Origin of the sequence: Actinomadura fibrosa, assembly GCF_900659615.1 — a bacterium.
Taxonomy (GTDB): Bacteria; Actinomycetota; Actinomycetes; order Streptosporangiales; family Streptosporangiaceae; genus Spirillospora; species Spirillospora fibrosa.
In genome coordinates, this window is record NZ_CAACUY010000053.1 from 17949 (window position 1) to 34875 (window position 16927).

Sequence of the window (16927 nt, forward strand, 5' to 3'; positions counted from 1 at the left end):
ACAGTAGGAGTCCGGCGGCTTCGTGAGATGCACCTCAGGAATGGACTTAACGCTCCAACCGTGGCATGAGAGGCCGCCCCGTCCGTCGTCCTCCCGGAGTAGGGCACCCGTGTCGGAAGAGGGGGTCGTCCAGCCCTCACCTCAGGGACGGCCCTGAGGGAAGACTCAGAAGGCGCTTCTCAGGGGCATCGACGGGACTTGCGGCGGGCCGGGGTCACGGGGAGCCGGTGCTCGGGGACGTCCCGGGACGAGAACGCCGCGAGCCGGCTCCCGCGATACGCAGGAACCGGCTTCGGTCAACGTCATCTCCGGCTACCACCGGGGCGCGTCGGGCTCCGGCTACCGCCCGGGCGCATCGGGCTCGGGTTGCCGGCGGGGCGCATCAGGCTCGGGTTGCCGGCGCGCGGCCGGCGGCTTCGAGTGCCGCGGAACGACCCGTCAGCTCTGGCCCGGGCGGCTCAACCCCGTCTCGTAGGCGTACACGACCGCCTGCACCCGGTCCCGCAGCCCCAGCTTCGCCAGGACGTTCCCCACGTGCGTCTTCACCGTCGTCTCGCTCACCACCAGCTCCGCGGCGATCTCCGCGTTCGACTGGCCCCGCGCCACGTGCGACAGCACCTCCCGCTCCCGCTCCGTCAGCGTGTTCAGCCCGGGCGGCGGCGCCGAGTCCCGCACCGCGGGCAGCCGCGACGCGAACTTGTCCAGCAGCCGCCGCGTCACGCTCGGCGCCACGATCGCGTCGCCCGCCGCCACGATCCGGATCGCCGTCACGAGGTCCTCGGGCGGCGAGTCCTTCAGCAGGAACCCGCTGGCACCCGCCCGCACCGCCTCGATCACGTACTCGTCCAGATCGAACGTCGTGAGGATCAGCACCTTCGGGTCGTGCGAGGCCGCCTCCTCACGGATGATCCGCCGGGTCGCCTCGATGCCGTCCACCCCGGGCATCCGGATGTCCATCAGGACCACGTCCGGCAGCAGCGACCGCGTCATCTCCACCGCCGCCGCGCCGTCACCGGCCTCGCCGACCACGGCGATGTCGGCCTCTGCCTCCAGGATGAGCCGGAACCCCGTCCGCAGCAGCGGCTGGTCGTCGACGAGCAGCACCCGCACCGCGCTCATCGGCCCGCCCCGCCGGCCGTCGCCCCGGCCGTCGCCGACCCGGCCGCCGCCCATCCGGCCGCCGCCGCGGCCGCCGTCCCGCCGGCCGCACCGGTCCCGCTCGCGTCCATCGTCCCCGCTCCTCGCCTCGCGCCGCTCACCGTCACCCTATGCCTCCAAGGGGAAGCGGGCCCGCACACCGAACCCGCCGCCGACCCGCGGCCCGATCCGCAACTCGCCGCCGTACAGCGCCACCCGCTCGTACATCCCGACCAGCCCGTGCCCGGGATTGTCCCCATTGTCGGCCATGATCGTCGCGGTGCCGCGCCCGTCGTCCTCGATCTCCACGGTCAGATCGTCATCGGTGTAGTACAACCGCACCCACGCCCGCGCCTGCGACCCCGCGTGCTTGAGCGTATTGGTCAGCGCCTCCTGGATGAGCCGGAACGCCGCGACGTCCACCCCCGGCGACGGCGTCCGCGCCTCACCCTCGATCCACAACTGCACCGACAGGCCCGTCTCCCGGACGTGGTCCAGCAGCTCCCCGAGATCCCCCAACCCCGGCTGCGGCGCCAGCTCCCGGCCCGCCTGCTCCGCGTCCCGGTCCGTCCGCAGCACCCCCACGATCCGCCGCATCTCGCTCAGCGCCGTCCGCCCGACCTCCTCGATCGTCGACATCGCCTCCCGCGCGCTGTCGGCGTCCCGATCGATGATCCGCCGCGCCGCGCCCGCCTGCACCGTCATCACGCTCACATGGTGCGCCACCACATCGTGCAGCTCCCGCGCGATCCGCGACCGCTCCTCGATCCGCGCCGCCCGCGCGTCCGTCCCCCGCGCCCGCTCCAGCCGCGCCGCCCGATCCTCCAGCTCCGCGAAATACGCCCGCCGCAACCGCAGGTTCCGGCCGAGCACCCACACCCCCGCCACCAGCGCCGCGTCCGTGAACAGCACGCTCGGCGACACGTCCAACGGCAGCATCAGCAACGTCACCACGAAGCACGTGAACCCCACCAGCCCGCCCAGCGCGCTGTGCGCCAGCCCCCGATGCGCCGCCACACTGTAGATCGCGATCAGGAACGCGACCACGTCCGGGACCGACGGCGGATAGTTCAACGCCGCGATCGCCAGCTCACCCGCCGAGATGAACAGCAGCACCGACAGCGCATGCCGCTGCCGGAACGTCAACGCCATCGCCAGCAGGACGACCAGCACCCCGTTCAGCAGATCCGGCGACTGGAACCGCTCGTACCCCTCGTCCCGGGGAAGGTCCTCCAGATACATCTGCGGCAGCCCCACCACCAGCAGCCCCAGCGCCAGCAGCGCATCGCCCGCCTGCGGACGCGACTGCAGCCAGGCACGGAACCTACGAAGACCTCGGATGCGGGGTGACACGACTCTCACCCTAGGAGGTCACGCCAGGTCGTTACCCCTCCCGCACGCGTATCTGTCGTCCTCCCTAAGGAGGACGTACGTGCTTATTGCAGTGCCCTTGGCGTCGGCCCTGGCGGGCCTCCTTCAACGGGCACTGCGGCGATCGCCGCATCGCTTCGGTTCGCCTGGCGGCTCACTGCGCGATCAGATCCTCGCAAGCTCGGATCTGGCTTCGCACGCGATCGCAACGTTTCCGCCCGGAGATCATCTAGCTTCCCACCACCCGGTGGGCCGGGTCTGCGTCACCGTGCTGAGGCTGGCCTCGGGAGAGACGCCAAGGCTCGGGCGGGGCCCCTGTGTTCACCTGCTCCTCGCGGCTGACCCGCCAAGGTTGGGCGCGTCCGGGCTCGGGCTGCTTCCGAACCGGGTCGCCTGGAGTCGAGTTCGCTTCCGAAGTGGGGGCGTCGGGGCTCAGGTTGGCTTCCGGGCGGGGGCGTCCGGGCTCGGGCTGGCTTCCCAGGCTCGGGCGCCGAAGGGGCGGCTCCTTGAGCTCGGGCGCCGGGTGGCTCCCATGTTCGGGCGCCGGGGGCTGGCTGGACGCGGTGTCGCGCTGCACCCCCGGGTGGCTCCCCAAGGTTGGGTGCCGGGGTGGCTTGTTAGCGGTTCGCGTGCGGGGGCTGCGTTGCGGGTGTCGGTCGGCTCGGTCTCCTGGGGCGGACGGACGGGCTCGCGGCCCCTCGGGGTGGGTCAGAAGTCGTCTCGGTCTCGGGGGGTTGGCTCCAGGTCCGCGGGGGAGGGGCGGACGACCGGGGTCGTCGGGAGGGGCGGGGGAGTGCCGCCGAACTGCGGGCAGAGGGCCTTGTGGTCGCACCAGTCGCACAGGCGGCTCGTCCGCGGGCGCCACTCGCCCGTGTCCATCGCCCGCCGGATCGCCGCCCACAGCGCCTCCACCTTGCGCTGCGTGGCCCGCAGGTCGGCCTCGTCCGGCTCGTAGCGCAGGACCTCGCCATTGCCCAGGTACATGAGCTGGAGCAGCCGCGGCACCCGGCCCTGGCGCCGCCACAGCACGAGCGCGTAGAACTTCATCTGGAACAGCGCCCGCGCCTCGAAATCCGCACGCGGCGCCGTCCCCGTCTTGTAGTCCACGATGCGGATGTCGCCGGTCGGGGCCACGTCCACCCGGTCGATGTAGCCCCGCAGCTTCAGGCCCGAGTCGAGGACCGTCTCCACGAACAGCTCGCGCTCCGCCGGCTCCAGCCGCCGCGGGTCCTCCAGCGTGAAGTACCGCTCGACCATCCGCCGTGCCTGCTCCAGCCAGCCCTGCCGCTCCGCCTCACCGCCCTCGCCGGCGAACAGCTCCGCCAGCTCCGGCTCCGCCTCCAGCAGGCGCTCCCACTGCGGATCGAGCATCTCCAGCGCCGCCTCGGCCGTCCGCTCGCCCGTCGGGAGGTCGTACAGCCGCTCCAGCACCGCGTGGACCAGCGTCCCCCGCGCCGCCGCCGGGCTCGGTCGCTCCGGCAGCTTGTCGATCACCCGGAACCGGTACAGCAGCGGGCAGGTCATGAAGTCGCCCGCACGGGACGGCGACAGCGACCCGATCACCGGCACCGTCCCCTCCCGCGCCTCCGGGGACGCGCCCGCCGGAACTGTCGCCTCGCTACCGGTCTCGGTGGTCGTCATGGCATCGCAGCGTAGGCCAGACCCCCGACGAAAGCCCGCACGGCGCCCCGCCCGCGCCCGGACCGCGACACCGGCCGGGGTCCGGCCGGGCGCGGTCGCGGCGCTGGTCGCCGGGCGAGCGCCGGGCACGGCCGGGACCCTCCTACACCGCCGGGGGCCGTAGCATCGGTGAGGTGACACACAGCGCACCTCCGACCCAGGGCAAGACGCCCGCCGGCGACCCCGCCGCCCCCGACGACGGCCGGACCGCGCGGCCCGGCCTGTTCATCGGCCGGCCGTTCGGGGTCCCCGTGTACGTCTCGCCCAGCTGGTTCCTGGTGGCCGTGCTCGTCACCGTCATGTTCGAAGGCCAGGTCAACGACGTCGCCGACCGGCCCCTCAGCTACCTCGTCGCGTTCGCCTACGCCGTCCTGCTGTACGGCTCGGTGTTCGTCCACGAGCTCAGCCACGCCGTCACCGCGCGGGTCCTCGGCCTGCCCGTCCGGTCCGTCACCCTCCACATCCTCGGCGGCGAGACCTCCATCGAACGCGAGGCCCCGACGCCCGGACGCGAGTTCCTCATCGCCTTCGCCGGGCCCCTCGTCAACCTCGTCCTGGCCGGACTCGGCCTGTTCCTCCACGCCGTCCTCACCCTCCCCGACGTCGCCCTCCTGCTGCTGGAGGCCCTCACCTTCGCCAACCTCCTCGTCGGCGTGTTCAACCTCCTCCCGGGCCTGCCCCTGGACGGCGGGCGGCTCGTCCGCGCCGCCGTCTGGAAGGTCACCGGACGCAGCCGCAGCGGCGCCCTCGTCGCCGGCTGGATCGGCCGGTCCGTCGCCGTCGGCTGCCTCGTCGTCGGCGCCTACCTCGCCACCTACCGCACCGAGGACGGCGAAGGCGGCTTCGGCTGGCTCGCGCTCCTGTGGTCCGCCCTCGTCGCCTCCTTCATCTGGGTCGGCGCCACCCAGTCCATCCGTGCCGAGCGCGTCCGCGACCGCATCCCGCTGCTGTCCGCCCGCCGCCTCGCCCGCCGCGCCACCCTCGTCACCGCCGACGTCCCCCTCGCCGAGGCCATCCGCCGCGCCCAGGAGGACCACGCCGGCGCCCTCGTGATCGTCGACCACGACGGCGCGCCCCGCGGCCTCGTCAACGAGAAGGCCGTCACCGCCACCCCGCAGCACCGCCGCCCCTGGGTGTCCGCCGGCGAGCTGTCCCGCGGCGTCGACGACGACCTCACCCTCCCCGCCGACATCGCCGGCGAGGACCTCATCAACGCCCTGCGCCGCGCGCCCGCCTCCGAGTACCTCCTCGTCGAACCGGACGGCCGCGTCTACGGCGTCCTCGCCGTCGCCGACGTCGACCGCGCCTTCGCCGGGATCTGACCCCCGGGCGACCGCGCCGTCGATCCTCGCTGGGACGGGCCCGAGCGGCACCGTGACCGGCCTGAGCTGCGCCCGCCCGGCGCTAGCCTTGATGGCCATGAGCGAACCCCAGCCGACCGAGCCCACCACCTCCCCAGGCCGCATCCCCCACGGCCCGTTCCGGCCCGGAGACCAGGTTCAGCTCACCGACCCCAAGGGCCGCATCAACACCATCACCCTCCAGCCCGGCAAGCTCTACCACTCCCACAAGGGCTCCGTCCCCCACGACGACATCATCGGCAGCCCCGAAGGATCCGTCTTCCGCTCCACCGGCGGCACCGAGTACCTCGCCTTCCGGCCCCTCCTCGCCGACTTCGCCGTCCGCATGCCCCGCGGCGCCGCCGTCGTCTACCCCAAGGACGCCGCCCAGATCGTCGCCATGGCCGACATCTTCCCCGGCGCCCGCGTCGTCGAGGCCGGCGCCGGCTCCGGCGCCCTCAGCTGCTTCCTCCTGCGCGCCGTCGGCGAGCACGGCCACCTCTCCTCCTACGAGCGCCGCCCCGACTTCGCCGACATCGCCCGCGCCAACGTCGAGAAGTTCTTCGGCGGCCCCCACCCCGCCTGGACCCTCACCCTCGGCTCCCTCGAGGACACCCTCGCCGAGACCGAGGTCGACCGCGTCGTCCTCGACATGCTCGCCCCCTGGGAATGCCTCGACGCCGTCGCCAAGGCCCTCATCCCCGGCGGCATGGTCTGCGCCTACATCGCCACCACCACCCAGATGTCCCGCGTCGTCGAGGACCTCCGCGCCCACGGCGCCTTCGCCGAGCCCTACGCCTTCGAGACCATGCTCCGCTCCTGGCACGTCGAAGGCCTCGCCGTCCGCCCCGACCACCGCATGGTCGGCCACACCGGCTTCCTCGTCACCGCCCGCCGCCTCGCCGACGGCGTCACCGCCCCCGCCCGCCGCCGCCGTCCCGCCAAGGGCGCCAACCCCGAACCCGCCCGCCCTGCCCGCAGCGCCGCGTCCGGCACCGTGGACACCGACCCGGCACCCGCCCCCTCCGCAGCCGCCACGCCGGACGCCCCCGCCGAGGCATAGATCACATTCTCGGGGCCACCGCCCTGGCGCCACCGCTACACCCGGTCAACGAACCACCAGCCGCCCCCCCCCGCCCCACCCGTCCCCGCACCCGCGCTGAAATCGGCAAACCCGCCACAACGACACGCCCGGACCAGCGGAAATCCCGCCCGCACCCACCCCGCACCGCCACCCCAGCCACCCAGGCAGAAGCCACCCCGCCCGCCCGCGACAGCCCCCCGCACGACACGAGAACCGAATGGGCAGGTTACGGAAGCCCTCCAGATAGGTAGGGTCTCAGTAGGTCGTCGGCTCTCTTCGTGAGGAGGTGACGGGGCGTGGCCGCTCGTGACGATGCTGGGGCGCGCAGGGCGCAGCACGACAAGGAGGTTAGAGACCTCCAAACGCAGATCTCCTTCCTGGAGGAGGAGATCTCCGTGCTGCGCCGCAAGCTCGCGGAATCCCCGCGCCAAGTACGTGTGCTGGAAGAACGCCTCCATGAGGCACAGGCCAACCTGGCCGCCGTAACGGGTCAGAACGAGCGTCTCGTAGCGACCCTCAAAGAGGCTCGCGAACAGATCGTGGCGCTCAAGGAGGAGGTCGACAGGCTCGCGCAACCACCCTCGGGATTCGGGGTCTTCCTCGAGGCCCGCGACGATGGAACGGTCGACATCTTCACCGGCGGACGCAAACTCCGCGTGAACGTCAGCCCCGCCGTCGACGTCGACGAACTGCAGCGCGGCCAAGAGGTCATGCTCAACGAGGCCCTCAACGTCGTCGAAGCACTCGCCTTCGAAGAGCAGGGCGAAGTCGTCATGCTCAAGGAACTCTTCGACGACGGCGAACGCGCACTCGTCATCGCCCACGCGGACGAGGAACGCGTCATCAAACTCGCCGAGCCCCTCCGCGGGGTACCCCTCCGCGCAGGCGACTCGCTCATGCTCGAATCCCGGTCCGGATACGCCTACGAGAAGATCCACAAGGCGGAGGTCGAAGAACTCGTCCTCGAAGAGGTCCCCGACATCTCCTACGACGAGATCGGCGGCCTCGGATCGCAGATCGAGATGATCCGCGACGCCGTCGAACTCCCCTACCTGCACGCGGACCTCTTCCGCGAGCACCAGCTCAGGCCCCCCAAGGGCGTCCTCCTCTACGGGCCGCCCGGCTGCGGGAAGACCCTCATCGCCAAGGCCGTCGCCAACTCGCTGGCCAAGAAGGTCGCCGAGCAGACCGGCACCGAAGGCAAGAGCTTCTTCCTCAACATCAAGGGCCCCGAACTGCTCAACAAGTACGTCGGCGAGACCGAGCGGCACATCCGCCTGGTCTTCCAGCGGGCACGGGAGAAGGCCTCCGCCGGAACCCCCGTCATCGTCTTCTTCGACGAGATGGACTCCATCTTCCGCACCCGCGGATCCGGCGTCTCCTCCGACGTCGAGAACACCATCGTCCCGCAGCTCCTCAGCGAGATCGACGGAGTCGAGGGCCTGGAGAACGTCATCGTCATCGGCGCCTCCAACCGCGAGGACATGATCGACCCCGCGATCCTGCGCCCCGGCCGGCTCGACGTGAAGATCAAGATCGAGCGCCCCGACGCCGAGGCCGCCAAGGACATCTTCTCCAAGTACATCCTCAGCGGCCTCCCGCTGCACCCCGACGACATCAAGGAGCACGGCGGCTCCGAGGAGGCCACCGTCGAGGCGATGATCCAGCGGGTCGTCGAACGGATGTACACCGAGAGCGACGAGAACCGCTTCCTGGAGGTCACCTACGCCAACGGCGACAAGGAAGTCCTCTACTTCAAGGACTTCAACTCCGGAGCGATGATCCAGAACATCGTCGACCGCGCCAAGAAGATGGCCATCAAGCAGTTCCTCGACACCGGCCAGAAGGGCATGCGGGTCTCCCACCTGCTCGCCGCCTGCGTCGACGAGTTCAGCGAGAACGAGGACCTGCCCAACACCACCAACCCCGACGACTGGGCCCGCATCTCCGGCAAGAAGGGCGAACGGATCGTCTACATCCGCACGCTCGTCTCCGGGACCAAGGGCGCCGAAGCCGGCCGGTCCATCGACACCGTCGCCAACACCGGCCAGTACCTGTAACCAACCCCACACCACGCAACGACGAGCGCGGCGGCCGCCCCACCCGGGGAGGCCGCCGCGGCCCGTCTCACCCCGAAACCCATGACACAACGCACCCGCACCGACGCGCACCGCACCCGCCACGCCCGGCCCAGCACCCCGGCCCAACCCGACACCAGGCCCGAAACATCAACACACGCCGCTAAAGACGAGCCCCATGGCTCCACCCCGCCCGCCCCGATAGGCTCGACGATATGAGTGTTCGGCGGGTGATGGGCATCGAGACCGAGTACGGCATCTCCGTACCCGGTCAGCCAGGGGCCAACGCGATGGTGACCTCCTCCCAGGTCGTCAACGCCTACCTCGCGGCATCGGCGGCACGGGCCCGGAGGGCCCGATGGGACTTCGAGGAGGAGAACCCGCTGCGCGACGCCCGCGGCTTCGACCTCGCCCGCGAGGTCGCCGACCCCACCCAGCTCACCGACGAGGACCTCGGCCTCGCCAACGTCATCCTCACCAACGGCGCCCGGCTCTACGTCGACCACGCCCACCCCGAGTACTCCGCGCCCGAGTGCACCAACCCCCTCGACGCCGTCATCTGGGACAAAGCAGGCGAGCGCGTCATGGCCGACGCCGCCGCCCGCGCCGCCATGATCCCCGGCACCAACCCCATCCAGCTCTACAAGAACAACACCGACAACAAGGGCGCCTCCTACGGCTGCCATGAGAACTACCTCATGAAGCGCGAAACGCCCTTCGCCGACATCGTCCGCCACCTCACCCCCTTCTTCGTCTCCCGCCAGGTCGTCACCGGCGCCGGCCGCGTCGGCATCGGCGTCGACGGCCGTGGCGACGGCTTCCAGATCAGCCAGCGCGCCGACTTCTTCGAAGTCGAGGTCGGCCTCGAGACCACCCTCAAACGCCCCATCATCAACACCCGCGACGAACCCCACGCCGACCCCGAGAAATACCGCCGCCTCCACGTCATCATCGGCGACGCAAACATGGCCGAGACCTCCACCTACCTCAAACTCGGCACCACCGCCCTCGTCCTCGCCATGATCGAAGACGGCTTCCTCACCGTCGACCTCTCCGTCGACATGCCCGTCGCCGCCCTCCGCGCCGTCTCCCACGACCCCACCTGCAAACACCTCCTCACCCTCCGCGACGGCCGCAAGATGACCGCCGTCCAGCTCCAACTCGAATACCTCGAACAATCCCGCAAATACGTCGAAGACCGCTTCGGCGCCGACGTCGACGAGATGACCAAGGACGTCCTCGACCGCTGGGAGTCCGTCCTCCACCGCCTCGGCGACGACCCCATGCAGCTCTCCCGCGAACTCGACTGGGTCGCCAAACTCGCCCTCCTCGAGGGCTACCGCAGCCGCGACGGCCTCGACTGGTCCCACCCCCGCCTCCAGCTCGTCGACCTCCAGTACACCGACATCCGCCCCGACAAGGGCCTCTACAACCGCCTCGTCTCACGCGGCCGCATCGAACGCGTCGTCACCGAGAACCAGGTCGAAGCCGCCGTCGAGGACCCCCCCGAGGACACCCGCGCCTACTTCCGCGGCCGCTGCCTCCGCCAGTACGCCGAATCCGTCGCCGCCGCCTCCTGGGACTCCGTCATCTTCGACGTCCCCGGCCGCGAATCCCTCCAGCGCGTCCCCACCCTGGAACCCCTCCGCGGCACCAAGCAGCACGTCGGCGCCCTCCTGGACCGCTGCCGCACCGCGGCCGACCTCGTCGCCACCCTCACCGGCCAGAGCTGACGAGCACCCGAACGGGCACCACGGGCCGCCCGCGCGCCGATATGACGCGCGGGCGGCCCTCATTGCATGACAAACGCACTGGATAGTGCGAGTATCGAGCTCGAACACCCGACCTGACCTGCGTCTTCGGGCGAGATCTCGGTTTCGTGACCGCTATGCCCGTTTCAGTGGTCGGCGGACGGGCGATAACCGGAGCAGGCCCCCCGACTCCGTCGAGGCGGCGAAACGGACCGGCAGGTCCGTTCACCGCCGAAGATCGGGGATAGGGTTGGGGGTACCGGCAGAGCGGAGGTACGGAATGGCCACGAAGGACACCGGCGGTCAGAAGCAGACCACCCGGCGCACGGAAGAGGTCGAGGAGACCGAGGCCACGACGACCGAGGACGTCCAGGAGCGCCAGGAAAAGCTCACCGACGACGTCGACGCAATTCTCGATGAAATTGACGAAGTCCTCGAAGAAAATGCGGAGGAATTCGTCCGTGCGTACGTCCAAAAAGGCGGGGAATAGTGCGATAAAAGCGGACATGTCGGAATCTTTTAGGAGGTGACCGGGTCCGACTGGTCCTCAGGGCCCAAAAATCGAAAAGGCCTTCGAGAGTGTGCGTGACCTTGGTAAGGTCGCGCACATGTCTTCGAAAAGGTGTCGCGACTGCGGCATGGTCAAGCCCGCCACGGAGTTCTGGAAGCGCAAAGCGTCCGCAGACGGTCTGTCCCTCTATTGCAGGGAGTGCTTCGGATTACGCAACTCCTCCTCATATAGGGGGAAGCGAGCCAAGGAGGGCAAAGCGTCACGGCCGTACCGGCGGCATTCGGCAGTCCCTGAGGGGATGAAGTACTGCGCCCGCTGCGCGGAGACCAAGCCGGTGGGAGAGTTCGGTAAGAATCGCGCCAGCGCGACCGGACTCGCGGATTACTGCCGTCCGTGCCACAACGAGGCCATGAAGGAGATCAAAACACGTAACCACGGGAGTGAGCGTGGTTATCTCCTCAAGCTTCGTTATGGCATCACCGAGCAGGAAGCGGATGCGATGCTCGCCATGCAGGGCGGCGTCTGCGTCATCTGCCTTCGCAAAGAGGCGAAGCACGTGGACCACGGTCACTGGACGGGGCGTGTCCGCAGCATGCTCTGCTTCGGCTGCAACGGCGGGCTCGGCCAGTTCGAGGAGGATCCGCGCTGCCTCGGCGCCGCCGCCGACTACCTGGAGTTCCGGGGACCTCATGCGCGCGGGATGCTGCTGGAATTCGGCTCCACGACGTTGGCCGGTCCTCCTCGTCGAAAAGAAGAGGAATGGTGGCGGCGACGTAGGTCGGCGGGGCTGTCCCGGCAGAGTAATCGGCAGAATCACCTGCGGCGGCGGTACGGGCTCGAAGAGGCCGATGTGCGGCGGCTGCTCGATGCGCAGGGCGGTCTGTGCGCGGTCTGCTGGGACGTGCCCGCAGAGCACGTCGACCATGATCATGCCACTGGTGCGGTGCGCGGTATCGCGTGTGGTGCGTGCAACACCGGGATGGGGCAGCTCGGTGATGACCCCACGTCGCTGCGGCGTGCGGCGGACTATCTGCTCGGGCAGCTCGTGAGGGAGGTGCCTACTGCGGATGGCGGGACGCGGCTGTCGTTCACCGTGCCGGACGTCGATCCGGTGACGGTGCCGCTGGACGGGTGGGAGGGGTACCGGGAGGCGGACGGGCGGTTCCGCAGGGACGCCTGGGAGGTCGCTGACGATCACGAGGGACCCACGTGGCTCGACCGCTGCCTGGACGAGATCCTGGCGTGGGAGAGGGCGATCAGCGAGGAGTACGCGCGGTCGGGTTGAGCCGGTCGTGGAGTGTGTCGGCCCGGCGGTGTGCGGGGGGCGCCGGGTTCGGCGTCTGCGGGGATGGGCCGAGGTGGGGTGGGTTCGCCGTCGGCTTACGGCGTGGGGATCACGTGGCATGCGGTGGACGACGGTTGAACAGTAGGGTCGTAGTCGTCCGCGCCGGTGGGGTTGTGAGTTGGAGCCGGCGCCTGGTGGAGGGAGGGGAGTCGCGTGGCGTCCCACGATTCGCACGCCGGACGACTGCCGGGGTTGTTCTCGAGCCCGGATTCGTCCTCGTTCACGGAGTTCCTGGGGTCGTACTCCCCGGATCTGCTGCCCGGTCGGCGGCCTGTGCCGGTGTCGTCCGCGGGTGCCGAGATCCCGCATGGGACGACGATCGTCGCGGCGGCGTTCCCCGGTGGGGTGGTGATGGCGGGGGACCGGCGGGCGACGGCGGGAAACATGATCGCGCAGCGTGACATCGAGAAGGTGTTCCGCGCGGACGAGTTCTCGGCGATCGCGATCGCGGGGACGGCGGGCATCGGCGTCGAGATGGTGCGGTTGTTCCAGGTGGAGCTGGAGCACTACGAGAAGCGCGAGGGCCGGACGCTGTCGGTGGAGGGGAAGGCGAACCGGCTGGCGACGATGGTGCGGCAGAACCTGGGTCTGGCGATGCAGGGGCTGGCGGTGGTGCCGTTGTTCGCGGGCTATGACGAGGAGCGCGACGCGGGGCGGATCTTCTCCTATGATCCGGCGGGTGGCCGGTACGAGGAGCGGGACTTCTACTCGATCGGTTCGGGGTCGGTGTTCGCGCGGGGGGCGTTGAAGAAGCTGTACCGGGCGGATCTGTCGGCGGAGGACGCGGCGCTGGTGTGCGTGCAGGCGCTGTACGACGCGGCGGACGACGATTCGGCGACGGGTGGTCCGGATCTGACGCGGGGGATCTTCCCGGTGGTGGCGGTGGTGACGGAGGACGGGTACCGCCGGCTGGGTGAGGACGAGGTCGGCGGGTTGGCGCGGGCCGTGGTCGAGGGACGTTACGACTCGCCGGGCGGTCCGACCGCCCCGCTGCGATAGAGAGGATCCGAACCGGTGTCCATGCCGTTCTACGTGTCGCCCGAGCAGCAGATGAAGGACAAGGCGGATTACGCGCGGAAGGGTATCTCGCGTGGCCGCAGTGTCGTGGTGCTGCAGTATGACGACGGCATCCTGTTCGTGGCGGACAATCCGTCGCGGGCGCTCCACAAGATCAGTGAGATCTATGACCGGATCGCGTTCGCGGCGGTGGGGAAGTACAACGAGTTCGAGAATCTGCGGCTCGGGGGTGTCCGGTACGCGGACATCAACGGGTATCAGTACGACCGGCGTGATGTGACGGCGCGGGGGCTGGCGAACGTGTACGCGCAGTCGCTGGGGACGATCTTCACGGAGACGAACAAGCCGTACGAGGTGGAGCTGGTCGTCGCGGAGGTGGGGGAGGACGCGGAGACGGACCAGATCTACCGGTTGACGTTCGACGGGTCGGTGGCGGACGAGCACGGTTATGTGGCGATGGGGGGCCAGGCCGATGCGGTGGCGCAGGCGCTGAAGGACGGGTATCGGGAGGGTTCGCCGCTGGCGGAGGCGTTGCGGACGGCGGTGCGTGCGCTGGAGGCGCAGGATTCGGATCGCCGGCTGGAGGCGAAGTCGCTGGAGGTGGCGGTGCTGGACCGGAATCGGGAGCACCGGTTGTTCCGGCGGTTGACGGCGCGGCGGATCGAGGATCTGCTCGGTTCGTCGGCGTCCGACCCCTCGGAAGGGTCGGACGGGTCCGGGGACGCTTCGGAGGGGTCGGACGAGTCCTGATGGGGTGTGCGGGTGCCGTGTAGGCGGTGTCCGGTGTGCGTGGGCCCGTCGGGGCCGGGTGGCGGGTGCCGTCCGGTTCCGGCGGGCTTTTCGGTGGGGTCGGGGAAACGGTGGGGGCGAGAGACTGCCAAGTCGGGGTCGGGCCGCATAGGGTCTCAGTGTGGACAGGCGCATTTTCGGGCTTGAGAACGAGTACGGCGTCACGTGTACGTTCCGCGGTCAGCGGCGGTTGTCACCGGACGAGGTGGCGCGCTATCTGTTCCGCCGTGTGGTGTCGTGGGGCCGGAGCAGCAACGTGTTCCTGCGGAACGGGGCGCGGCTGTACCTGGACGTGGGCAGTCATCCGGAGTATGCGACGCCGGAGTGCGACTCGGTCGTGGATCTGGTGACGCATGACAAGGCGGGCGAGCGGATCCTGGAGGGGTTGCTGGTCGATGCCGAGCGGCGGCTCCGGGAGGAGGGCATCGCGGGTGACATCTACCTGTTCAAGAACAACACGGACTCGGCGGGGAACTCGTACGGCTGCCATGAGAACTATCTGGTGGGGCGGCATGGGGAGTTCGGCCGGCTGGCCGATGTCCTGATCCCGTACCTGGTGACGCGGCAGATCATCTGCGGTGCGGGGAAGGTGCTGCAGACGCCGCGCGGGGCGGTGTACTGCGTGTCGCAGCGGGCGGAGCACATCTGGGAGGGTGTGTCGTCGGCGACGACGCGGTCGCGGCCGATCATCAATACGCGGGACGAGCCGCATGCGGACGCGGAGCGGTTCCGGCGGCTGCATGTGATCGTCGGTGACTCGAACATGAGTGAGACGACGATGCTGCTGAAGGTCGGGGCGACCGATCTGGTGCTGCGGATGATCGAGGCGGGCGTGGTCATGCGCGATCTGACGCTGGAGAACCCGATCCGGGCGATCCGCGAGGTCAGTCATGACATGACGGGCCGGCGGAAGGTGCGGTTGGCGAACGGCCGGGAGGCGAGTTCGCTGGAGATCCAGAAGGAGTACTTCGGGAAGGCGCGCGACTTCGTGGACGCGCGGGGTGGCGACGCGACGGCGAAGCGGGTGCTGGAGCTGTGGGAGCGGACGCTGCGGGCGGTGGAGACGGGGGATCTGGACCTGGTGGCCCGTGAGATCGACTGGGTGACGAAGTACAAGCTGATCGAGCGGTACCGGCGGAAGTACGATCTGCCGTTGTCGTCGCCGCGGGTGGCGCAGCTGGATCTGGCGTATCACGATGTGCATCGGGACCGGGGCCTGTACTACCTGCTGGAGAAGCGGGGGTCGGTGGAGCGGGTGTCGCGGGATCTGGACATCTTCGAGGCGAAGTCGGTGCCGCCGCAGACGACGCGGGCGCGGCTGCGGGGCGAGTTCATCCGGAAGGCGCAGGAGAAGCGGCGTGACTTCACGGTGGACTGGGTGCATCTGAAGCTGAACGATCAGGCGCAGCGGACGGTGCTGTGCAAGGATCCGTTCCGGTCGGTGGACGAGCGGGTCGACAAGCTGATCGCGGGGATGTGAGGCGGCGCCGTCCTCGCTCGTGCGGGTGTCGTCCGCGCGGGTGGGGGCGGTGGTGCGACACGCGGTCGGGTGCCCTGCTCAGGGGGTCGCGCGGCGGGTAGGGTGAGCGCCCAGCAAGCAGCGTTCACTTCGTGTTAGGACCCGCATGCGCCGTCGTCTCTCTGCTCTGTCCGCGGCCGTCGTCGTCGCGGCGCCGCTTCTGCTGTCCGCCTGTTCGGGGGGCGCCGACGTGAAGGTGTCGGTGCGGGGTGATTTCGGGCGGTTGCCGGATGTGTCGTTTCCGAAGGGTGCGCCGGGTGACGCGCTGGCGGTGAAGACGCTGTCGAAGGGGAAGGGCCCGGCGGCGCACAAGGGTGATCTTGTGGTGGCCGACTATGTGGGCTACCGGTGGAGCAAGAGCGGGCGGAAGCTGCTGGCGAGCAGTTTCGCGGCGGGCCGGCCGGAGGCGTTCCCGACGTGGAGGCTGGTGCCGGGGCTGCAGAAGGCGTTCGAGGGGGCGCGGGTGGGGTCGCGTGTGGTGGCGACGATTCCGCCGAAGGACGGGTACGGCAAGGAGGGCGATTCGTCCCGGCAGATCGGTGCGGGCGATTCGCTGGTGTACGTGCTGGACGTGCGCGGGGTGTACTCGAAGTCGGCGGCGGCGAGCGGGAAGCGGCAGGCGGCGCTGGCGGACGCGCGGCTGCCGAAGGTGGTGGACGCGGGGGCGGGCAGGGCGCCGCAGGTGACGGTGCCGCGGGTGGCGGCTCCGAAGGGGTTGCAGGTGCGGACGCTGGTGCGGGGTGATGGTCCGGCGGTGCGGAAGGGCCAGGTGCTGGCGGTGCAGTACGCGGGGTACTTCTGGCGGGACGGGAAGTCGTTCGACTCGTCGTGGGCGGCGGGGCATCCGAGCGGGTTGACGATCGGGACCGGTCAGGTGATGAAGGGCTGGGACCAGGGCCTGATGGGGCAGAAGGTCGGCAGCCGGATGCTGCTGGTGGTGCCGCCGTCGCTGGGGTACGGGGCGAAGGGCTTGGCGCAGGCGGGGATCAAGGGGAGCGACACGCTGGTGTTCGTGGTCGACATCCTCGGCGCGCACTGACGACGGCCGCGCCGGCGCGAGGCCGGCGTTGGGAAGGGCACGGGCGGCTCCGCCCGTGCCCTTCGCCTTTGCTCGGGCTGTGTGGGGGTAGCCAGCCGCGTCTAGTCGTGACGGCGGTGACCGCTCTGCCGGGCTGGCGGGGCCCATGTCCGGATGGGCCGTGACCGTAGCGACGGGGCTGAGCCGGGCTGAGTGGGGGGCTGCGGCCTGGGCGTGGTGGCCGGGGTGGTGTTTCTATCGTGTGGTCGCGCTGTTCTTAGAATGGC

At 70.1% G+C, this 16927-nt stretch carries 13 protein-coding genes; 10 read left to right on the plus strand and 3 right to left on the minus strand.

What is annotated here, in order from left to right; all coding sequences use genetic code 11:
- Positions 1-438: 438 nt before the first annotated feature.
- From E1300_RS19830 to E1300_RS19840, 3 genes are all read right to left on the minus strand, one after another.
- Positions 439-1119: a response regulator gene (locus E1300_RS19830; RefSeq protein WP_131758516.1), complete on the minus strand. Its 681-nt coding sequence runs from the start codon at positions 1117-1119 to the stop codon at positions 439-441.
- Positions 1120-1266: 147 nt separating this feature from the next.
- Positions 1267-2490, minus strand: a complete 1224-nt coding sequence (locus E1300_RS19835; protein WP_131758517.1) for a sensor histidine kinase — start codon at positions 2488-2490, stop codon at positions 1267-1269.
- Between the two features lie 726 nt (positions 2491-3216).
- Complete coding sequence (locus E1300_RS19840) at positions 3217-4149, minus strand: RecB family exonuclease (RefSeq protein WP_131758518.1); 933 nt, start codon at positions 4147-4149, stop codon at positions 3217-3219.
- 173 nt (positions 4150-4322) lie between these two features.
- Between E1300_RS19840 and E1300_RS19845 the strand changes: the two genes are divergently transcribed.
- From E1300_RS19845 to E1300_RS19895, 10 genes are all read left to right on the plus strand, one after another.
- On the plus strand, positions 4323-5510 hold the full coding sequence (locus E1300_RS19845) for a site-2 protease family protein (RefSeq protein ID WP_242619258.1): 1188 nt from the start codon (positions 4323-4325) through the stop codon (positions 5508-5510).
- A gap of 97 nt (positions 5511-5607) precedes the next feature.
- Positions 5608-6591, plus strand: a complete 984-nt coding sequence (locus tag E1300_RS19850) for a tRNA (adenine-N1)-methyltransferase (RefSeq protein ID WP_131758519.1) — start codon at positions 5608-5610, stop codon at positions 6589-6591.
- A gap of 317 nt (positions 6592-6908) precedes the next feature.
- Positions 6909-8672 (plus strand): proteasome ATPase, encoded by a 1764-nt coding sequence (gene arc / locus E1300_RS19860; RefSeq protein WP_131758521.1) that lies wholly within the window; start codon positions 6909-6911, stop codon positions 8670-8672.
- A gap of 233 nt (positions 8673-8905) precedes the next feature.
- Entirely contained in the window at positions 8906-10423 is a 1518-nt protein-coding gene (gene dop, locus E1300_RS19865) for a depupylase/deamidase Dop (protein ID WP_207399853.1), read from the plus strand.
- A 298-nt stretch (positions 10424-10721) separates the two neighbouring features.
- On the plus strand, positions 10722-10931 hold the full coding sequence (locus E1300_RS19870) for a ubiquitin-like protein Pup (protein WP_131738340.1): 210 nt from the start codon (positions 10722-10724) through the stop codon (positions 10929-10931).
- A gap of 430 nt (positions 10932-11361) precedes the next feature.
- On the plus strand, positions 11362-12237 hold the full coding sequence (locus E1300_RS19875; RefSeq protein WP_242619259.1) for an endonuclease VII domain-containing protein: 876 nt from the start codon (positions 11362-11364) through the stop codon (positions 12235-12237).
- Positions 12238-12450: 213 nt separating this feature from the next.
- On the plus strand, positions 12451-13296 hold the full coding sequence (gene prcB / locus E1300_RS19880; RefSeq protein WP_131758523.1) for a proteasome subunit beta: 846 nt from the start codon (positions 12451-12453) through the stop codon (positions 13294-13296).
- 21 nt (positions 13297-13317) lie between these two features.
- Positions 13318-14064 (plus strand): proteasome subunit alpha, encoded by a 747-nt coding sequence (prcA, locus tag E1300_RS19885; RefSeq protein WP_131758524.1) that lies wholly within the window; start codon positions 13318-13320, stop codon positions 14062-14064.
- Between the two features lie 160 nt (positions 14065-14224).
- Complete coding sequence (gene pafA / locus E1300_RS19890; RefSeq protein ID WP_131758525.1) at positions 14225-15583, plus strand: Pup--protein ligase; 1359 nt, start codon at positions 14225-14227, stop codon at positions 15581-15583.
- Positions 15584-15728: 145 nt separating this feature from the next.
- Positions 15729-16661, plus strand: coding sequence for an FKBP-type peptidyl-prolyl cis-trans isomerase (locus E1300_RS19895; RefSeq protein WP_131758526.1), 933 nt, complete (start codon positions 15729-15731; stop codon positions 16659-16661).
- The last annotated feature ends 266 nt before the right edge of the window (positions 16662-16927 follow it).